At 72.8% G+C, this 18112-nt stretch carries 18 protein-coding genes and 4 tRNA genes; 16 read left to right on the plus strand and 6 right to left on the minus strand.

Annotated elements, in window-relative coordinates:
* Positions 1-2 precede the first annotated feature (2 nt).
* From ACZ4W5_RS10305 to ACZ4W5_RS10320, 4 genes are all read left to right on the plus strand, one after another.
* Positions 3-75, plus strand: a tRNA-Glu gene (locus tag ACZ4W5_RS10305).
* Positions 76-101: 26 nt separating this feature from the next.
* Positions 102-174: transfer RNA gene (locus ACZ4W5_RS10310), tRNA-Glu, on the plus strand.
* 26 nt (positions 175-200) lie between these two features.
* Positions 201-273 (plus strand) — tRNA-Glu (locus ACZ4W5_RS10315).
* 65 nt (positions 274-338) lie between these two features.
* Positions 339-413, plus strand: a tRNA-Gln gene (locus tag ACZ4W5_RS10320).
* A 209-nt stretch (positions 414-622) separates the two neighbouring features.
* Here ACZ4W5_RS10320 and ACZ4W5_RS10325 read toward each other — a convergent pair.
* Positions 623-1336 carry an IclR family transcriptional regulator gene (locus ACZ4W5_RS10325; protein ID WP_030246527.1) on the minus strand — a complete coding sequence of 238 codons (714 nt, stop codon included), beginning with the start codon at positions 1334-1336 and terminating at the stop codon, positions 623-625.
* 233 nt (positions 1337-1569) lie between these two features.
* On the opposite strand from ACZ4W5_RS10325, the gene leuC reads away from it, so the two are divergent.
* The 4 genes from leuC to ACZ4W5_RS10345 all read left to right on the plus strand — a co-directional run bounded on the left by leuC (position 1570) and on the right by ACZ4W5_RS10345 (position 5001).
* Positions 1570-3000, plus strand: a complete 1431-nt coding sequence (gene leuC, locus ACZ4W5_RS10330; RefSeq protein ID WP_360233052.1) for a 3-isopropylmalate dehydratase large subunit — start codon at positions 1570-1572, stop codon at positions 2998-3000.
* A 3-nt stretch (positions 3001-3003) separates the two neighbouring features.
* Complete coding sequence (gene leuD, locus ACZ4W5_RS10335; RefSeq protein ID WP_360233055.1) at positions 3004-3600, plus strand: 3-isopropylmalate dehydratase small subunit; 597 nt, start codon at positions 3004-3006, stop codon at positions 3598-3600.
* A gap of 182 nt (positions 3601-3782) precedes the next feature.
* On the plus strand, positions 3783-4133 hold the full coding sequence (locus ACZ4W5_RS10340) for an SCO5555 family protein (protein ID WP_380591584.1): 351 nt from the start codon (positions 3783-3785) through the stop codon (positions 4131-4133).
* Between the two features lie 133 nt (positions 4134-4266).
* Positions 4267-5001, plus strand: coding sequence for an HU family DNA-binding protein (locus tag ACZ4W5_RS10345; RefSeq protein ID WP_465653850.1), 735 nt, complete (start codon positions 4267-4269; stop codon positions 4999-5001).
* Between the two features lie 222 nt (positions 5002-5223).
* On the opposite strand, the gene ACZ4W5_RS10350 is transcribed toward ACZ4W5_RS10345, so the two are convergent.
* Both ACZ4W5_RS10350 and cofC read right to left on the minus strand, forming a co-directional pair.
* Positions 5224-5448 carry a hypothetical protein gene (locus ACZ4W5_RS10350; RefSeq protein WP_360233061.1) on the minus strand — a complete coding sequence of 75 codons (225 nt, stop codon included), beginning with the start codon at positions 5446-5448 and terminating at the stop codon, positions 5224-5226.
* Between the two features lie 38 nt (positions 5449-5486).
* Positions 5487-6170 carry a 2-phospho-L-lactate guanylyltransferase gene (gene cofC / locus ACZ4W5_RS10355; protein WP_360233064.1) on the minus strand — a complete coding sequence of 228 codons (684 nt, stop codon included), beginning with the start codon at positions 6168-6170 and terminating at the stop codon, positions 5487-5489.
* 230 nt (positions 6171-6400) lie between these two features.
* Between cofC and ACZ4W5_RS10360 the strand changes: the two genes are divergently transcribed.
* The 3 genes from ACZ4W5_RS10360 (at position 6401) to ACZ4W5_RS10370 (ending at position 9476) form a co-directional block, all read left to right on the plus strand.
* On the plus strand, positions 6401-7234 hold the full coding sequence (locus ACZ4W5_RS10360) for a lysophospholipid acyltransferase family protein (RefSeq protein ID WP_360233067.1): 834 nt from the start codon (positions 6401-6403) through the stop codon (positions 7232-7234).
* 14 nt (positions 7235-7248) lie between these two features.
* The gene (locus tag ACZ4W5_RS10365; protein ID WP_465653891.1) at positions 7249-8232 is read left to right on the plus strand and encodes an NAD(P)H-dependent glycerol-3-phosphate dehydrogenase; all 984 of its coding nucleotides are present in this window, start codon (positions 7249-7251) and stop codon (positions 8230-8232) included.
* Positions 8233-8330: 98 nt separating this feature from the next.
* Positions 8331-9476, plus strand: coding sequence for a D-alanine--D-alanine ligase family protein (locus ACZ4W5_RS10370; RefSeq protein ID WP_360233070.1), 1146 nt, complete (start codon positions 8331-8333; stop codon positions 9474-9476).
* Between the two features lie 60 nt (positions 9477-9536).
* Here ACZ4W5_RS10370 and ACZ4W5_RS10375 read toward each other — a convergent pair whose 3' ends face one another.
* Together ACZ4W5_RS10375 and ACZ4W5_RS10380 are read right to left on the minus strand one after the other, a co-directional pair.
* Positions 9537-10058 (minus strand): DUF3515 domain-containing protein, encoded by a 522-nt coding sequence (locus ACZ4W5_RS10375; RefSeq protein WP_360233073.1) that lies wholly within the window; start codon positions 10056-10058, stop codon positions 9537-9539.
* A 19-nt stretch (positions 10059-10077) separates the two neighbouring features.
* On the minus strand, positions 10078-10311 hold the full coding sequence (locus ACZ4W5_RS10380) for an Lrp/AsnC family transcriptional regulator (RefSeq protein WP_360233076.1): 234 nt from the start codon (positions 10309-10311) through the stop codon (positions 10078-10080).
* 226 nt (positions 10312-10537) lie between these two features.
* Between ACZ4W5_RS10380 and ACZ4W5_RS10385 the strand changes: the two genes are divergently transcribed.
* The 3 genes from ACZ4W5_RS10385 to thiD all read left to right on the plus strand — a co-directional run bounded on the left by ACZ4W5_RS10385 (position 10538) and on the right by thiD (position 13532).
* Complete coding sequence (locus tag ACZ4W5_RS10385; protein WP_360233079.1) at positions 10538-11503, plus strand: thiamine-phosphate kinase; 966 nt, start codon at positions 10538-10540, stop codon at positions 11501-11503.
* A 167-nt stretch (positions 11504-11670) separates the two neighbouring features.
* The gene (locus ACZ4W5_RS10390) at positions 11671-12696 is read left to right on the plus strand and encodes a 6-phosphofructokinase (protein ID WP_465653851.1); all 1026 of its coding nucleotides are present in this window, start codon (positions 11671-11673) and stop codon (positions 12694-12696) included.
* Positions 12697-12734: 38 nt separating this feature from the next.
* The gene (gene thiD / locus ACZ4W5_RS10395; protein WP_465653852.1) at positions 12735-13532 is read left to right on the plus strand and encodes a bifunctional hydroxymethylpyrimidine kinase/phosphomethylpyrimidine kinase; all 798 of its coding nucleotides are present in this window, start codon (positions 12735-12737) and stop codon (positions 13530-13532) included.
* A gap of 173 nt (positions 13533-13705) precedes the next feature.
* Here thiD and rpmB read toward each other — a convergent pair whose 3' ends face one another.
* Positions 13706-13891, minus strand: coding sequence for a 50S ribosomal protein L28 (gene rpmB, locus ACZ4W5_RS10400; RefSeq protein ID WP_014138233.1), 186 nt, complete (start codon positions 13889-13891; stop codon positions 13706-13708).
* 281 nt (positions 13892-14172) lie between these two features.
* Between rpmB and ACZ4W5_RS10405 the strand changes: the two genes are divergently transcribed.
* Positions 14173-15804 carry a DAK2 domain-containing protein gene (locus ACZ4W5_RS10405; protein WP_360233088.1) on the plus strand — a complete coding sequence of 544 codons (1632 nt, stop codon included), beginning with the start codon at positions 14173-14175 and terminating at the stop codon, positions 15802-15804.
* Positions 15805-15866: 62 nt separating this feature from the next.
* Positions 15867-18098 carry an ATP-dependent DNA helicase RecG gene (gene recG / locus ACZ4W5_RS10410; RefSeq protein WP_465653853.1) on the plus strand — a complete coding sequence of 744 codons (2232 nt, stop codon included), beginning with the start codon at positions 15867-15869 and terminating at the stop codon, positions 18096-18098.
* Positions 18099-18112 lie beyond the last annotated feature (14 nt).

Below are 18112 nucleotides of genomic sequence, written 5' to 3' on the forward strand. Positions count from 1 at the left end.
AAGCCCCCGTTGTGTAGCGGCCTAGCACGCTGCCCTCTCACGGCAGTAGCGCCGGTTCGAATCCGGTCGGGGGTACTGATCCCGCAAGGGATCGCCTGGAAGCCCCCGTTGTGTAGCGGCCTAGCACGCTGCCCTCTCACGGCAGTAGCGCCGGTTCGAATCCGGTCGGGGGTACTGATCCCGCAAGGGATCGCCAGGATGCCCCCGTTGTGTAGCGGCCTAGCACGCTGCCCTCTCACGGCAGTAGCGCCGGTTCGAATCCGGTCGGGGGTACTTCAAAGCACGAAGCCGGTGGCTGTGTTCTTCCGAGGACATGCCCATCGGCCCTTGCTTTGCGTTGGGGTATGGTGTAATTGGCAGCACGAGTGATTCTGGTTCATTTAGTCTAGGTTCGAGTCCTGGTACCCCAGCCAGAAATATGGAAGACCCCGCCCCGCGGGGTCTTTTCGCTTTTCCACCGCTTCCACCGCTTTCCACGGCTTTCCGTCGCGCCCGGGTGTTTCCGCCGCGCAGGCACGCGAAGGGCCCCGCTCGATCCGAGCGGGGCCCTTTCGCATTCGGTGGGGGGGTGGGGGAACGGGGTACGGGGGAGTCGACGGGGTGGGTGGGGGACTCCGCCGGCTCAGCTGCGCCGCAGCGCCTCGGTGAGCCGGTTCGCGGCCTCGATGATGGCCTGGGCGTGCAGCCGGCCCGGGTGGCGGGTCAGGCGCTCGATCGGGCCGGAGACGGAGACGGCGGCCACCACCCGGTTGGAGGGGCCGCGCACGGGGGCGGAGACGGACGCGACGCCCGGCTCCCGCTCGCCGATCGACTGGGCCCAGCCGCGCCGCCGGACGCCGCTCAGCGCGGTGGCGGTGAAGCGGGCGCCCTGGAGGCCGCGGTGGAGCCGCTCGGGCTCCTCCCAGGCCAGCAGGACCTGGGCGGCCGAGCCGGCCTTCATCGGCAGGGTGCTGCCGACCGGGACGGTGTCCCGCAGGCCGGAGAGCCGCTCGGCGGCGGCTACGCAGATCCGCATCTCGCCCTGCCGGCGGTAGAGCTGTGCGCTCTCGCCGGTGACGTCGCGCAGGTGGGTTAGGACCGGGCCCGCGGTGGCGAGCAGCCGGTCCTCGCCCGCCGCGGCGGAGAGTTCGGAGAGACGGGGGCCGAGGATGAAACGCCCCTGCATGTCCCTGGTGACCAGACGGTGGTGTTCGAGTGCGACGGCGAGTCTGTGGGCCGTGGGGCGCGCCAGACCGGTGGCGGCGACCAGCCCCGCCAACGTGGCGGGGCCCGACTCCAGTGCGCTGAGCACCAGAGCGGCCTTGTCGAGAACGCCGACGCCGCTAGTGTTGTCCATGCCCTAAGACTGCAGTCTCATTCCGCGAGACGCAAGTTCAATCTTCCGGGAAAAGCGCCACTCTGGATGCAGCAGCCCGGGAGACATCCAGGATGGGGCCTCGACAGAGTGTCCGCATCGTGGACAGCGATCCGGCGTGCAGGTCTCGCGAACGCGCTCCGCACGGACGGCGCACGCAATGACCCCGACGACACGAGAAGGCCGGCAACGCGGCCGGCTGGAGGGAATCTCCGATGGGACGGACACTCGCAGAGAAGGTCTGGGACGACCACGTCGTGCGGCGCGCGGAGGGCGAGCCCGACCTCCTGTTCATCGACCTGCACCTGCTCCACGAGGTGACCAGCCCGCAGGCCTTCGACGGGCTCCGGCTGGCCGGCCGCAAGGTCCGCCGCACCGATCTGACGATCGCCACCGAGGACCACAACACCCCGACCCTGGACATCGACAAGCCGATCGCCGACCCGGTCTCCCGGGTGCAGCTGGAGACGCTGCGCCGCAACGCGGCCGAGTTCGGCGTACGGATCCACTCGCTCGGCGACGTCGAGCAGGGCGTGGTGCACGTGGTCGGCCCCCAGCTCGGCCTGACCCAGCCCGGCACCACCGTGGTCTGCGGCGACTCCCACACCTCCACCCACGGCGCCTTCGGCGCGCTGGCGTTCGGCATCGGCACCAGCCAGGTCGAGCACGTGCTGGCCACCCAGACCCTGCCGCTGGCGCCGTTCCGCACCATGGCGGTCACCGTCGAGGGCGAACTGCCCGAGGGCGTCACGGCCAAGGACCTGATCCTGGCCGTGATCGCGAAGATCGGCACCGGCGGCGGCCAGGGCTACGTCCTGGAGTACCGCGGCTCGGCGATCCGGAGCCTGTCCATGGAGGCCCGGATGACCGTCTGCAACATGTCGATCGAGGCGGGTGCCCGGGCCGGCATGATCGCCCCGGACGACACCACCTTCGAGTACCTCAAGGGCCGCCCGCACGCCCCGCAGGGCGAGGACTGGGACGCCGCCGTCGAGTACTGGCGGACGCTGACCACCGACGAGGACGCCGTCTTCGACCACGAGGTGTTCATCGACGCGAGCGAGCTCACCCCCTTCGTCACCTGGGGCACCAACCCCGGCCAGGGCGCTCCGCTCGGCTCGAACGTCCCGAACCCCGAGGACTTCGCGGACCCGCAGGAGCGCGTGGCCGCCGAGAACGCCCTCAGGTACATGGGCCTGGAGGCGGGCACCCCGCTGCGCGAGGTCGCCGTCGACGCGGTCTTCGTCGGCTCCTGCACCAACGGCCGGATCGAGGACCTGCGCGCCGCCGCCGCCGTGCTGGAGGGCCGCAAGGTCGCCGACCGGGTGCGGATGCTGGTCGTCCCCGGCTCCGTCCGGGTCGCGCTCCAGGCCGTCGAGGAGGGCCTGGACCAGGTGTTCACCGCCGCCGGGGCCGAATGGCGGCACGCCGGCTGCTCGATGTGCCTGGGCATGAACCCCGACCAGCTCGCCCCCGGGGAGCGCTGCGCCTCCACCTCGAACCGCAACTTCGAGGGCCGCCAGGGCAAGGGCGGCCGCACCCACCTGGTCTCCCCCCAGGTCGCCGCCGCGACCGCCGTCCTGGGCCGACTGGCCGCCCCGTCCGACCTGTCCGTCAACTCCGCCAACGTCGCCGTGGAGGCCTGAGCCATGGAGAAGTTCACCACCCACACCGGCCGGGCCGTCCCGCTGCGCCGCAGCAACGTGGACACGGACCAGATCATCCCGGCCCATTGGCTCAAGAAGGTCACCCGATCCGGTTTCGAGGACGGCCTGTTCGAAGCCTGGCGCAAGGACGAGTCGTTCGTCCTCAACCGGCCCGAGCGCGCGGGCGCCACCGTCCTGGTGGCCGGCCCCGAGTTCGGCACCGGCTCCTCCCGGGAGCACGCGGTCTGGGCGCTGCAGAACTACGGCTTCCACGCGGTCATCTCCTCGCGCTTCGCCGACATCTTCCGGGGCAACTCGCTGAAGAACGGTCTGCTGACCGTCGTGCTGCCGCAGGAGACCGTGGAACGCCTCTGGTCGCTCACCGAGAGTGACCCTTCGGCCGAGATCACCGTTGATCTGGAAGCACGGGAAGTCCGGGCCGAAGGCATCACCGCGCCCTTCGAACTGGACGACAACGTCCGGTGGCGGCTGCTCAACGGCCTGGACGACATCAGCATCACCCTGCAGAACGAGGGCGACATCGCCGCCTACGAGGCGACCCGTCCGGCGTTCAAGCCCCGTACTCTGCCGGTCTCCTGAGTTCCCCTCAGAACAAGCATTCTGACGATCCACCGGATGGCCCGCGCTCCCCCTCGGGGGGGCCGGGCCATCCGCCGTTCCGGAGCACGAGTTAGCACCGGGGCCTCCCCGGATTGCCCATTCGGCTTTGCGGAAGAGGGCCCCGCGCAAGTACAACTGCGGGTAGATGGCACAATCAGTACATGCACCGGCACCATGAACCTCCGTACGCGGGCGGCGAACCCGCGTCCGAGGAGTCCACGGGCCGGGGATCCGAACGCCGAATTGACGATCGGCCGGACGTCACCTCCGCAACACCAGCTGAGGCGCCGGACGACCAGGAAGTCGCAGCGCTCTACGCGCTTGTGGCCGAGCGGTTGAAGCAAGCTCACGCCCGCGTGCATGCGCTGAACGTGTCTGTCGATGCAAAGACCGCTCTCACCCGTCAACTGCTCATCGTCACGGAGACCGCCAAGCGCGATCTTCCGGAGGCGGCAAGGCGGTTGAGTCGCTTTGTACATGACCTCGACGAGGGGCACCCGCCCCTCGACTGAGGTCGCGGACGCGCAAATCCATTGCGACACTAGGGTGATTCGCGCGTTTGGTAATTGAAAGTCCGCAGATACATACCTAACGTGCGAAAAGAACGGATGGAATCATCCGGCGCCCGTTTCCGAAGGGGAAGACGTGAACAAGGCTCAGCTTGTCGAAGCGGTGGCCGAGCAGCTGGGCGGTCGCAAGGCTGCCGCAGAGGCCGTCGACGCAGTGCTCGACACCATGGTCCGTGCCGTTGTGGCCGGTGACCGGGTTTCGGTCACCGGTTTCGGCACCTTCGAGAAGGTGGAGCGCTCCGCGCGCTTCGCCCGCAACCCGCAGACCGGCGAGCGGGTCAAGGTCAAGAAGACCTCGGTGCCCCGCTTCCGTCCGGGTCAGGGCTTCAAGGACCTGGTCAGCGGCAGCAAGAAGCTGCCGAAGGAAGGCCCCTCGGTGAAGAAGGCCCCCAAGGGCTCGCTCACCCCGGGCAAGACCGGTGTCGCCGCGACCCCGGCCGCCAAGCGTGCCGCCACCAAGCGCGCCGCCACCGCTGCGGCCGCCGCCCCGGCCGCCAAGAAGGCCGCCGCCAAGAAGGCGACCACCACGGCTGCCGCCAAGAAGACCACGGCCACCGCCGCGAAGAAGGCGACCGCCACCAAGAAGGCCACCACGGCCGCCAAGAAGACCACGGCCACCGCCACCAAGGCGGCTGCGACCAAGGCCGCGGCGACCAAGAAGACGGCCGCCGCCAAGAAGGCGACCACCACCGCTGCCGCCAAGAAGACCACGGCCACCGCCAAGAAGGCGACCGCCACGGCCAAGAAGACGGCGCCGGCGAAGAAGACCGCCACCCGCAAGACCACCGCGCGCAAGGCCTCGGCCAAGTAAGTCCCGCGCGACTGTCCTCGGACGGCCTTCGGCACAGAGCCGCGGCACCCCCCCTTCCGCGAATTGCGGAGACCGGGCGGCCGCGGCTCTTTCGATTTCCGGGCGCTTAGTCAGGATTCACCGGCGGCCGCCGTCCGGGCGCGGAAATCCGCGGGAACGGCGGGAAGAACGGGAACAGCGGGAACGGCCGGAACGGCGAGGGCGGAGGAAGGGACGGCGCCGTCAGCGGCCGTCGGCCGGGTCGGGGAAGGTCTGCAGGGTCACGAAGACCACCCGGCGGGCCTCGCCCGTGCCCTCGGTGCGGATCCGCACCCGCTGGCCGGGCCGCAGCAGCAGCAGGCCGCCGGCGTCGAAGGCGGCCGCGTCGAACGGCACCGGGGTCCCGTCGTCGAGCAGCACGGAGCCGGCTCGGGTGGCGGGGTCGAAGGTGAACGCGGTGGCCTGCATGCCAGCAGCATAGCGAGCGGCTCCGACCGGCCCGCTGGTCAGGAGCGGTCCAGACGGGCGAACAGCGCACTGGTGTACGGGCCGAGGCCGAGCGTCGCGGCCTCGCCGAGGTCGGCGCCGGTGTCGACGTCCCGGCGCACCGACTCCACGTCCGCCAGGCGCAGTTCGAGCGCCCCGCCGGCCGCGTGCCGGGCCCGCGAGCCGTCCCCGAACGCGGGGGCGAGCGGACGGCCGGGGCCGCTGGCGAGCAGGGTGGTGCCCAGGCCGGGGGAGTCCGGCAGGAAGGCCCGGCCGTCCGACGGCACCGCGCCCAGCACCCGGGCGAGTTCGGCCGGGCGCAGGGCCGGCAGGTCCGCCGAGAGGGCGGCCAGCGGGGTCCGCGGGGCGAGCGCCCGGGCGGCCGAGGCGCCGTGCGCCAGCGCCCGGTTGAGGCCGCCGCCGGGCTCGTCGGCGACCACCAGGGCGCCCAACTCGGCCAACCGCGCGCCGGCGGTGGCGTCCGGGGTGACCACCAGGACGCGCGAGACGCCCGGGGTGGCCAGCGCGGCGGTGACGGTGTCGAGAGCGAAGGACAGGGCCAGCTCGGCCCGGTGCGGGCCCGCGTACGGGGCCAGTCGGCTCTTCGCGAGGGCGAGCGGCTTGAGCGGTAGCACCAGCGACCAGTCGGCGGCGGGTGCGGCGGGCGCGACGGGCCCGCTGGGGCGTACGGTGTCCTGGGTCATCGGCGTCATTGTGACGCCGGTCCCGGAGCCCTCGCCAGGCCGTCCGAGCTGTGCGGACGTGCGTTTGATCACGCCCGCCCGGCGGGTTGGCGCGGCCGCTCGACAGCCGGTGAGCAGGCGGGCGACACTGTTCCGCGCCCGTGCGCCGGGCCCCGGTCGCAGCGGTGCGCGGCACCGGGAGGCTATGACCGCGGCACCCCACGTGCCGCATCGGATGAGAAGGAGCTGGGGTGGCCCGCCGCTCGTACGCCAAGTTCGGCAACGCCGACTACGGCATCTGGTACCGCTTCGCGGCCGTGCTGGTGAAGCCGGTGACGACCGCGCTGGTGAAGCCCGACTGGCGGGGCTGGGAGCACGTTCCCCGGAAGGGCGGCTTCATCGCCGCGGTGAACCACAACTCGATCATCGACCCGGTGATCTACGCGCACTGGCAGTACAACAGCGGGCGTCCGCCGCGGATCCTCGGCAAGTCCTCGCTGTTCTCGATCCCCTTCATCGGGTTCATGCTGCGCAAGACCGGCCAGATCCCGGTGTTCCGCGAGTCCACCGACGCGGCGCAGGCCTTCCGGGCCGCGATCGACGCCGTCAACAACGGCCAGTGCGTGCAGTTCTACCCGGAGGGAACGCTCACCCGGGACCCGGACCTGTGGCCGATGACCGGGAAGAACGGGGTCGCCCGGGTCGCGCTGATGACCGGTGCGCCGGTGATCCCGGTCGCGCACTGGGGCGCCCACGAGATCATCCCGCCGTACGGCCGGGCCGGTTACGGCAAGGGCAAGTTCAACCTGTTCCCGCGGCACCGGGTGACCGTGGCCGCCGGGCCCGCGGTGGACCTGAGCAAGTACCAGGGCATGGAGCTCACCGCCCAGGTGCTCAACGACGCCACCGAGGACATCATGGCGGCGATCACCGAGGTGCTGGCCGGGATCCGCGGCCAGGAGCCGCCGGCCGAGCGCTACGACATGCGCAGGGCCGCCCGCGAGCGGGCCGCCGCCGCGGTGGCCGAACGCCGCCGTGCCAAGGGCAGCAGGATCGGCAACGACGATGAGGGGACGGGCCGGTGACCCGCTGCGCCGTGATGGGGACGGGCTCCTGGGGCACCGCGTTCGCGATGGTGCTGGCCGACGCGGGCTGCGAGGTCGTGCTGTGGGCCCGCCGCCAGGAGCTGGTGGACGCCGTCAACACCACCCACGAGAACCCGGACTACCTGCCGGGCGTCCGGCTGCCCGACACCGTCCGGGCCACCACCGACGCCGCCGAGGCGCTGGCCGGCGCCGACTTCGCGGTGCTGGTGGTGCCCTCCCAGACGCTGCGCGACAACCTGGCCGCCTGGGCGCCGCTGATCGAGCCGCAGACCGTGCTGGTCAGCCTGATGAAGGGCATCGAACTCGGCACCGCGAAGCGGATGAGCGAGGTGATCGACGAGGTCACCAAGGTCGGCCCGGAGCGGGTCGCGGTGGTCAGCGGGCCCAACCTGGCCAAGGAGATCGCCAACCGGCAGCCCGCCGCCAGCGTGGTCGCCTGCGCCGACGAGGCGGTCGCCAAGCGGCTCCAGGCGGCCTGCCACACGCCGTACTTCCGGCCGTACACCAACACCGACGTGATCGGCTGCGAGCTCGGCGGCGCGGTCAAGAACGTGATCGGCCTGGCCGTCGGCATGGCGGCCGGCATGGGGCTCGGCGACAACACCAAGGCCACCCTGATCACCCGCGGACTGGCCGAGACCACCCGGCTCGGCGAGGTGCTGGGCGCCGACCCGCACACCTTCGCGGGGTTGGCCGGGATGGGCGACCTGGTCGCCACCTGCTCCTCGCCGCTGTCGCGCAACAACACCTTCGGGATGAACCTGGGCCGGGGCATGTCGCTGGCCGAGACCATCGCGGCCACCCGGCAGACCGCGGAGGGCGTCAAGTCCTGCGAGTCGGTGCTGGACCTGGCCCGGCGCAACGGGGTCGACATGCCGATCGTCGAGGCCGTGGTGGACGTGGTGCACAACGGGCGGCCCACCCAGGAGGCGCTGCAGGCGCTGATGTCCCGCTCGGCCAAGGCCGAGCGGCGCTGAGGCCCGGCCCGTCGGCCGTGCACCCGGTGCCGGGCGCGGACTCTCCGGACCGGCGTTGACTTCCCGGAAACACCCCGCACGGTAGTCTCAAACCCGATATGAGCATCGAACAGACCACCCCGGACCCGTCCGCCCCCAAGCCGCGCGTCGCGCTGGTCTTCGGCGGGCGCAGCTCCGAGCACGCCATCTCGGTCTCCACCGCGGGCAGCGTCCTCCGGGCGATCGACCGTGACAAGTACGACGTGCTGCCGATCGGCATCACCCACGAGGGCCGCTGGGCGCTGACCAGCGACGAGCCGTCCCGGATGGCCATCACCGACGGCCGGCTGCCGGACGTGGCCCACGTCGCCGAGGCCGTCGACGGGCAGGTCGCGCTGCCGGTCTCGCCGGGCAGCCGGGAGGTGCTGCTGAGCGAGCCGGGGAGCGCCCCCAAGGCCCTCGGCCAGGTCGACGTGGTGTTCCCGCTGCTGCACGGTCCGTGGGGCGAGGACGGCACCCTCCAGGGTCTGCTGGAGCTCTCCGGCGTCCCGTACGTCGGCAACGGCGTGCTGGCCAGCGCGGCCGGCATGGACAAGGAGTTCGCCAAGCGGATCCTGGCCTCGCACGGCCTGGGCGTCGGCCACTACACGATCGTGCGGCCGCGCGACTGGGAGACCGAGCAGGGCCGCGCCGCGGTGCGCGAGCGGGTCGCCGAGCTGGGCCTGCCGGTGTTCGTGAAGCCCTGCCGGGCCGGCTCCAGCATCGGCATCACCAAGGTCCGGGACCTCGCCGAACTCGACGCCGCGATCGAGGAGGCCCGCCGGCACGACCCCAAGCTGATCATCGAGGCCGGGGTCTCCGGCCGCGAGATCGAGTGCGGGGTGCTGGAGTTCGAGGACGGCCCGCGGGCCAGCGTCCCGGCCGAGGTGCTGGTCGGCGAGGGCTTCGACTTCTACGACTTCGAGGCCAAGTACATCGACTCCTCCGAGGTGCGGATCCCGGCCGAGCTGACCGCCGAGGAGGTCGCGGAGATCCAGCGCCAGGCGGTGGCCGCGTTCGAGGCCTTCGGCTGCGAGGGGCTGGCCCGGGTCGACTTCTTCCTGCTGGAGGACGGCAGCTGGATGATCAACGAGATCAACACCATGCCGGGCTTCACCCCGATCTCCGCCTACCCGAAGATGTGGGAGGCCAGCGGGGTCTCCTACGCGGAGCTGATCGACCGGCTGCTGCAGACCGCGCTGCGCCGCTCGACCGGGCTGCGCTAGCGGGCTCGTACGCGTGACAGGGGCGGGCCGGGAGCTCCCGGCCCGCCCCTGTGTGCGGGCTCAGCCCGGGACGTTGGCCTTCACCGCGGGGGTCAGGGCGGCCGCCGGGTCGAAGGGGTTCTGCGCGGCTCCGGCCGGGACGGTCACCTCGACGTAGGCGGCCCGCATGGTCGTCACGAAGCGGTAGCCGCCGTCGGCGAGCCGCTGCGACCACCAGGTGACGTCGTCGACGGTCGGCGACCAGTCCTTGGCGTGCTCGCCGTCCAGCTCGTCCGGCCGGTCGACACCGCACCGCAGCACCACCCGGGGCGAGTCGCCCCAGGCCGCCACGTACGGGGAGGCCGGGGACGGGTCCCGGCGGGTCCGGCCGAGCAAATCCGGGGGCAGCGCGGCGCCCAGCGCCCGGCAGTAGTCCGCGGCCTTCCCGCTCGGCCGCGGGACCTCCACCGCGGGGTCGTCGGCCGAACTCCAACTGCCGATGAGCACCACCACGGTGCAGGTCAGCGCGACGGGCGCGGCCAGCCAGCGGACCGGTGCGGGAAGCGCGGTCAGCGCCCTGGGGATGCGGAGTTCTCTGGCCACCCGCCGATGGTAGCCGGGCTCAGAGGTGCACCACCGGACAGGTGAGGGTGCGGGTGATGCCCTCCACCTTCTGGACCTTGGCGACCACCATGCGGCCCAGGTCGTCGACCGTCTCGGCCTCGGCCTTGACGATGACGTCGTACGGACCGGTGACGTCCTCGGCGGTGAGCACACCGGGGATCCTGGCGATGGTCTCGGCCACCGCGGTGGCCTTTCCTACTTCGGTCTGGATCAGGATGTATGCCTGTACCACGGGTGACCTCCCGGCGGCCGGTTGGGGGGATCGCCGCCGGGATCGCCCGGGCTGGTGCAGGGGTGGGTGCGGGCGCACCGGCAGGCTGATCACCACGCTACCGCGCAGCGGGCCGGGGAGGGGAGACTTCGGTGCCCCCGGAGGGCGTACGCTGCGCGCGGGGGAGCGACGGGGACGGCATCCCGGACGGCGGTGCCGTCCGGGGAGGAAAGGCGAGAGGACGCAGATGCAGGGGACCGTGGGCGAGCTCGGCGAGTTCGGTCTCATCAGGGAGCTGACCGCCCGGGTACCGCTCACCGACGCGGTCGACCTCGGCCCCGGGGACGACGCCGCGGTGGTGAAGGCCCCGGACGGCCGGGTGGTGGCGACCACGGACGTCCTGATCGAGAACCGGCACTTCCGCCGGGACTGGTCCACCGCCTACGACGTGGGCCGCAAGGCCGCCGCCCAGAACCTCGCCGACGTGGCCGCGATGGGCGCGGTGCCGACCGCGATACTGCTCGGGCTGGTCGCCCCCGCCGACCTGCCGACCACCTGGGCCACCGAGCTGATGGACGGGCTGCGCGACGAGTGCCAGGTCGCCGGGGCGACGGTGGTCGGCGGCGACGTGGTGCGCGGCGACACCGTCACGCTGGCGATCACGGCGCTCGGCGACCTCCAGGGGCGCGCGGCGGTGACGCGCTCCGGCGCCCAGGTCGGCGACGTGATCGCGGTGTGCGGCTGGCTGGGCTGGTCCGCGGCCGGACTGACGGTGCTGCAACGCGGCTTCCGTTCCCCGCGCGCCTTCGTCGAGGCGCACCGCCGCCCCGAGCCGCCGTACCACGCGGGCCCGGCCGCCGCCGAGTTGGGCGCCACCTCGATGATCGACGTGAGCGACGGGCTGGTCGCCGACCTCGGCCACGTGGCCCGGGCCAGCGAGGTGGACATCGACCTCAGGGCCGCCGACTTCGACGTCCCGGCGCAGATGGCCGACATCGGCCAGGCGGTCGGGGTGGACCCGCTGGTCTGGGTGCTGTCCGGCGGCGAGGACCACGCGATCGTGGCGACCTTCCCGCGCGGGGTCCAACTCCCGTCCCGCTGGCGGGTGGTGGGCGAGGTGACCGGCCGCCCGCGGGGCTCGCGCAGCGGCCGGGTGACGGTCGACGGCGCGCCCTGGGACCGGGTCGGCGGCTGGGACCACTTCGCCGAGTGAGGTACGGAGTACGGCCGACGGGGCGTGGACGCCGGTACGGCGCGTGACGCTCCGGGCGTGCGGCGGACGGGCTTCGAGCAGGCGTCTTGCGTAGGCTTGCGCCATCCGAGCCCGCCCGCCGTCGGCTGCGGCCGGGCCGAACCACGGCGAGCGGGAGCACACCACACATGCGCATCGGTGTCCTGACCAGCGGCGGCGACTGCCCCGGCCTCAACGCGGTGATCCGCTCGGTGGTGCACCGGGGCACGGACGTGCACGGCGACGAGATCGTGGGCATCCAGGACGGCTTCCTCGGCCTGATCGAGGGCCGTACCCGGCCGGTCTCGCACGACGACGTCACCGGTCTGCTCACCCTCGGCGGCACCATCCTGGGCTCGGCCCGGGTGCAGCGCGAGCGGATCGCCTGGGCGGTGGAGAACGCCAAGACGCTGGCCCGGGACATCGGCATCGACGCACTGATCGCGATCGGCGGCGAGGGGACGCTGACCGCCGCCAAGCTGTTCAGCGAGGCCGGACTGCCGGTGGTCGGGGTGCCCAAGACCATCGACAACGACATCGCCGCCACCGACGTCACCTTCGGCTTCGACACCGCGGTGCACGTGGCGACCGAGGCGATCGACCGGCTCAAGACCACCGCGGAGTCCCACCAGCGCGTCATGGTGGTGGAGTTGATGGGCCGGCACACCGGCTGGATCACCCTCACCGCGGGCATGGCCGGCGGCGCCCACGGCATCCTCATCCCGGAGAAGCCCTTCGACATCGAGGCGGTGGCCCGGATGGTCGAGGACCGCTTCGCCCGCGGCAAGAAGTTCGCCATCATCGCCGTCGCCGAGGGCGCCGCCCCGACGCCAGGCACCATGCGCTTCGACCACGGCGAGGTCGACCAGTACGGCCACCGGACCTTCGGCGGGATCGGCAACCGGCTCGCCCACGAGCTGGAGAACCTGCTCGGCAAGGAGGCCCGCCCGGTCATCCTGGGCCACACCCAGCGCGGCGGCACCCCGACCGCCCGGGACCGGGTGCTCGCCACCCGCTTCGGCTGGCACGCGGTGGAGGCCGTCCACCGGGGTGCGTTCGGGCACTTCACCGCGCTGCGCCGGACCGACATCGAGCTGCTGCCGATCGGCGACGCGGTGACCAGGTTGAAGACGGTGCCGGAGGAGCGCTGGGTGGAGTCGGAGGCGGTGCTCTGACCGCGGTGCCCCGAAGGCGCGCGGGTAGGTTGGGGTCCATGGATTCGACCGCACCTCCCCGCGTCCTCACCGTCGCCGGTTCCGACTCCGGCGGCGGCGCCGGCATCCAGGCCGACCTCAAGGCGATGCTCGCCCTCGGCGTCCACGGCATGAGCGTGATCACCGCCGTCACCGCGCAGAACTCGCTCGGCGTCCAGGGCTACTGGGAACTGCCCGCCGAAGCCGTCCGGGCGCAGTTCCGCAGCGTGGTGGACGACATCGGGGTGCAGGCGGTGAAGACCGGCATGCTCGCCTCGATCGAACTGGTCGAGACCGTCTCGGAGCTGCTGGCCGGGGTGGCCGCCCCGGTGGTGGTCGACCCGGTCGGCGTCTCCAAGCACGGGGACGCGCTGCTGGCCGCCGAGGCGGTCGCCACCGTCCGCGAGCGGCTGCTGCCGGTCGCCACCGTGGTCACCCCCAACCTGCACGAGGTGACCCAGCTCACCGGCCGGACCGTCGAGGACGAGTCGCAGATGCTGGCCGCCGCCGAGGCGCTGCTGGACCTCGGGCCGCGCTGGGTGCTGGTCAAGGGCGGCCACCTGGCCGGCGAGGCGGCCGACCTGCTGTACGGCGGGCCCGGCGAGGTGCACTGGTACCGCGCGCCGCGCTACGACAACCGGCACACCCACGGCACCGGCTGCACCCTGGCCAGCGCGATCGCGGCCGGCCTGGCCAAGGGGGAGTCGGTGCCCGAGGCGGTGGGCTCGGCCAAGGAGTACGTCACCGGCGCGATCGCCGGGGGCTTCGCCCTGGGCGCCGGGATCGGCCCGGTCGACCACGCCTGGCGCTGGCGCTGAGTCGCGGCCCTGGCCGAACGCGGCGACGGCCGGAACGCGGCGACGGGCGGACCCCCGAGGGGGTCCGCCCGTCACGTGTGCGTCCGGAAAGCCTGACCGGTCCCGGAAACAGCGAAGCCGGTCCATCCGGGGATGAACCGACTCACTGGAGGACCGGCATGCCGGTCTGCGCGTCAGCGCGAGACCTTACCGGCCTTGATGCACGAGGTGCAGACGTTGAGCCGCTTCGGCGTACGCCCAATCACAGCGCGCACCGTCTGGATGTTGGGGTTCCAACGACGGGGGGTGCGGCGGTGAGAGTGGGAGATGCTGTTGCCGAAGCCCGGCCCCTTGCCGCAGACGTCGCAGTTGGCAGCCACAGGAGTCACTCCAAGACTTCAGATCAGATACTTTCGAAAACCCACTCACCCACCAGAACACTCGCGTGAACCGGACCGGACAAGGGGGTGAGCCTGGACGGTTCCAGGCAACCGGAAGAGCATACAACGCTTGCTTCCGTCCCACGAAACTACCATGACCGGCCGGGTGATCGCTTCGGTCGGGGGCTCCGGCGGCCCTCCCCGAGCCCCGATAACCTGCCGGTATCACCCCTCGCCGCGGCCCCCGGGCCGGTCCGGCGTCCCGTCCCGGAGGAGACCTGGTGCTGCACACGCTCGATGCCCCGGCCGTGCGCACCTGGTGCCAGCTCGCCCTGCGGGCGCTCGGGCAGGCCCGCGAGGAGATCGACGCGCTCAACGTGTACCCCGTCCCGGACGGCGACACCGGCACCAACCTCTACCTGACCGTCGAGTCCGCCGCCGCCGAGGTGGAGAGCCGCTTCGCCGACCCCGCGGCCGGGCCGGCGCCCGGGCTGGCCGACGCCGTCCGCGCGATGGCCCGCGGCGCGCTGATCGGTGCCCGCGGCAACTCCGGGGTGATCCTCGCCCAGTGGCTGCGCGGCACCGCCGAGATACTGGCCGAGGGCGGCGGCGCCGAACAGCTGCGGGCCGCCCTGCTGCGCGCCGCCGACTCCGCCTACCAGGCCGTCGCGGAGCCCGTCGAGGGCACCCTGCTCACCGTCGCCCGGGTCGCCGCCCGCGAGGCGGTGCGGGCCGGGGACGGGCTCGCCCAGGTCGCCGACACCGCCTACCGGGCCGCCCGGGACGCCCTGCGGCACACCCCCGAGCAGCTCGCCGTGCTGGCCGAGAACGGGGTGGTGGACGCCGGCGGGCGCGGCCTGGTGGCCGTCCTCGGCGCGCTCGCCGACGCCGTCGCCGGGCAGCAGCCGATGGGGCCGGTCGCGCTGCGCGGGGACGTCCGGGCGGTGGAGAGCTGCCCGGCGCACGTCCGGCCGCCGGGCCCCGGGCACCCCGCCTTCGAGGTCATCTACCTGCTGGACGCCGAGGACGAGGCGCTGCCCGCGCTGCGCGAGCGGCTCGGCGGGCTCGGCGACTCGCTGGTGATCGGCGGCGGCGACGGCCTGTGGAACGTGCACGTCCACGTGGACGACGCGGGGGCCGCCGTCGAGGCCGGGGTCGAGGCCGGGCGCCCGCACCAGATCCGGATCACCCACTTCGCCGAGGCCGCCGCCCGGGCCGGCACCGCGGCCGAACGCGGCGAGCGCGAGGAACGGACCCGGGCGGTGCTCTCGGTGGTGTCCGGCGACGGGCTGGCCGAACTGTGCGAGCAGGCCGGCGCCGTCGTCCTGCACGCCGACCCGGACCGCCGCCCGGCCAGCGCCGAACTCGCCGACGCCGTCCGCGGCTCGGCCGCCCGCGAGGTGGTGCTGCTGCTCAACGACCCCGAACTGCGGGCCGCCGCCGGGGCCGCCGCCGACCAGCTGCGCGAGGAGGGCGTGCGGATCGCCGTCCTGCCCACCCGCTCGCCGGTGCAGGGCCTGGCCGCGCTCGCCGTGCACGAGGGCGGGCGCCGCTTCGACGAGGACGTGGTCGCCATGACCTCCGCCGCCGGGGCCACCCGGTACGCCGAACTCGCCGTCGCCGAGGGGGAGTCCTGGACCATGGCCGGGGTCTGCCAGGCCGGCGACGTGCTCGGCCTGATCGACGGGGACGTCGCGGTGATCGGCGCCGGACTGGCCGAGGTCGGCGAGAGCGTGCTCGACCGGATGCTCGGCGCGGGCGGCGAACTCGTCACCCTGATCCTCGGCGAGGGCGCCGACCGGGCGCTCGCCGACCGGCTGGTGGCGCACGTCCGCCAGCAGCGGCCGGAGGTGGACTCGGTGGTCTTCCACGGCGGCCAGGAGTTCACACCGTTGCTCATCGGGGTGGAGTAGCGCCCCTACGGCGGTTCGTCGGTTGCCCGGTTCGTCGGTGCCTTGGTGTAAACAAGGGCCTGATGGGCGCTCTCGATGAACCACTGACCAAGCTCGTCGGCGACCGCACCGCGAAGGTGCTCGCCGACAGTCTCAAGCTGCGCACGGTCGGGGACCTGCTGCACCACTATCCCCGCCGCTACGTCGAGCGCGGCCAGCTCACCAGCCTGGACGAGCTGGAGGTCGACGAGCACGTCACCGTGCTGGCCCGGATCGAGAAGGTCACCCTGATCCCGTTCCGCGGCCGTAAGGGCGACCGGCTGGAGGTGGTCGTCACCGACGGCCGCAGCCGGCTCTCGCTGGTCTTCTTCAACCAGGGCTGGCGGCAGAAGGAGCTCAAGGCCGGCGCCCAGGGCCTGTTCGCGGGCAAGGTCGGGGTCTTCAACCGCAGCCGTCAGCTGGTCTCGCCCGACTACCAGCTGCTGGACGAGGAGGCGGGCTCCGACGCGGCGAAGCAGTTCGCCGGCCGGCTCATCCCGGTGTACGGCGCCAGCGCCCAGATGCCGAGTTGGAAGCTGTCCATCTGCATCGAGACCGCGCTCACCAAGCACCTCGGTGACGTCGGCGAACCGCTGCCCGCCGAACTGCGCGAGCGCCACGACCTGATCCCGCTGCCCGAGGCGCTGGAGCTGATCCACCGCCCGCGCAGCCAGGCCGACCGCGAGCGCGCCCAGAGCCGGCTGCGCTGGGACGAGGCCTTCGTCCTCCAGGTCGCCCTCGCCCAGCGACGGGCCGCCGACTCCGCGCTGCCGGCCAAGCCCCGGGCGCCCCGGGCCGGCGGCCTGCTGGACGCCTTCGACGCCCGGCTGCCGTTCACCCTCACCGAGGGCCAGCGGAAGGTGTCCGCCGAGATCGCCGCCGACCTGGCCACCGAGCACCCGATGCACCGGCTGCTCCAGGGCGAGGTCGGCTCCGGCAAGACCTTGGTGGCGCTGCGGGCCATGCTCACCGTGGTGGACGCCGGCGGCCAGGCCGTGCTGCTCGCGCCCACCGAGGTGCTGGCCCAGCAGCACCACCGCTCGATCGTCGAGATGATGGGCGACCTCGCCGAGGGCGGGATGCTCGGCGGCTCCGAGCACGCCACCCGGGTGGTGCTGCTGACCGGCTCGATGGGCACCGCCGCCCGCCGCCAGGCGCTGCTGGACATGGTCTGCGGGGACGCCGGGCTCGTCATCGGCACCCATGCGCTGATCGAGGACAAGGTCGAGTTCCAGGACCTCGGCCTGGTCGTGGTGGACGAGCAGCACCGCTTCGGCGTCGAGCAGCGGGACGCGCTGCGCGCCAAGGGCCGGCAGCCGCCGCACCTGCTGGTGATGACCGCGACCCCGATCCCGCGCACCGTCGCGATGACCGTCTTCGGGGACTTGGAGACCTCCGTCCTGGACCAGCTCCCGGCCGGCCGTTCGCCGATCTCCACCCATGTCGTCCCCGCGCTGGAGAAGCCCAACTTCCTCACCCGGGCCTGGGAGCGGGTCCGCGAGGAGGTCGGCAAGGGCCACCAGGCGTACGTGGTCTGCCCCCGGATCGGTGACGAGGAGCCGGCCGCCGACCCGAAGGCCACCAGGAAGAGGCGCAAGGCGGCCGAGGAGGACTTCGAGGAGGTCGGCGACGCCGACGCCGGTGCCGGGAGCGACGAACGGCGGCCCCCGCTCTCGGTGGTGGAGACCGCCGAGAAGCTGGTGCAGGGCCCGCTGGCCGGACTGCGGGTGGAGATCCTGCACGGCCGGCTCGCCCCCGACGCCAAGGACGACGTGATGCGCCGGTTCGCCGCCGGGGAGGTGGACGTGCTGGTCGCCACCACGGTCATCGAGGTCGGCGTCAACGTCCCCAACTCCACGGTGATGGTCATCATGGACGCCGACCGCTTCGGCGTCTCCCAGCTCCACCAGCTGCGCGGCCGGGTCGGCCGGGGCAGCGCGGCGGGCCTGTGCCTGCTGGTCAGCGAGATGCCCGGCGGCAGTGCGGCCCGGGCCCGGCTGGACGCGGTGGCCGGCACCCTGGACGGCTTCGAGCTCTCCCGGATCGACCTCGAACAGCGCCGCGAGGGCGATGTGTTGGGCCAGGCCCAGTCCGGGGTGAAGTCCTCGCTCAAGGTGCTGTCGGTGCTGGAGGACGAGGAGGTCATCCTGACCGCCCGGACCGAGGCCACCCGGCTGGTCGCCGAGGACCCGGAGCTGGCCGCCCACCCGGACCTGCGCACCGCCCTGGAGAGCCTGCTCGACGAGGACCGCGCGGCCTACATGGAGAAGGGCTGAGCGGGAGAAGGGCT

It is taken from the genome of Kitasatospora sp. NPDC029367 (assembly GCF_055569135.1).

Coding starts and splice junctions, on each gene's coding strand:
- ACZ4W5_RS10370 (WP_360233070.1), top strand. CDS start 8,331: ATGAGCATCGAACAGACCACCCCGGACCCGTCCGCCCCCAAGCCGCGC.
- ACZ4W5_RS10390 (WP_465653851.1), top strand. CDS start 11,671: ATGCGCATCGGTGTCCTGACCAGCGGCGGCGACTGCCCCGGCCTCAAC.
- leuD (WP_360233055.1), top strand. CDS start 3,004: ATGGAGAAGTTCACCACCCACACCGGCCGGGCCGTCCCGCTGCGCCGC.
- cofC (WP_360233064.1), bottom strand. CDS start 6,170: ATGACCCAGGACACCGTACGCCCCAGCGGGCCCGTCGCGCCCGCCGCA.
- ACZ4W5_RS10340 (WP_380591584.1), top strand. CDS start 3,783: ATGCACCGGCACCATGAACCTCCGTACGCGGGCGGCGAACCCGCGTCC.
- thiD (WP_465653852.1), top strand. CDS start 12,735: ATGGATTCGACCGCACCTCCCCGCGTCCTCACCGTCGCCGGTTCCGAC.
- leuC (WP_360233052.1), top strand. CDS start 1,570: ATGGGACGGACACTCGCAGAGAAGGTCTGGGACGACCACGTCGTGCGG.
- ACZ4W5_RS10325 (WP_030246527.1), bottom strand. CDS start 1,336: ATGGACAACACTAGCGGCGTCGGCGTTCTCGACAAGGCCGCTCTGGTG.
- ACZ4W5_RS10350 (WP_360233061.1), bottom strand. CDS start 5,448: ATGCAGGCCACCGCGTTCACCTTCGACCCCGCCACCCGAGCCGGCTCC.
- ACZ4W5_RS10385 (WP_360233079.1), top strand. CDS start 10,538: ATGCAGGGGACCGTGGGCGAGCTCGGCGAGTTCGGTCTCATCAGGGAG.
- ACZ4W5_RS10365 (WP_465653891.1), top strand. CDS start 7,249: ATGGGGACGGGCTCCTGGGGCACCGCGTTCGCGATGGTGCTGGCCGAC.
- recG (WP_465653853.1), top strand. CDS start 15,867: ATGGGCGCTCTCGATGAACCACTGACCAAGCTCGTCGGCGACCGCACC.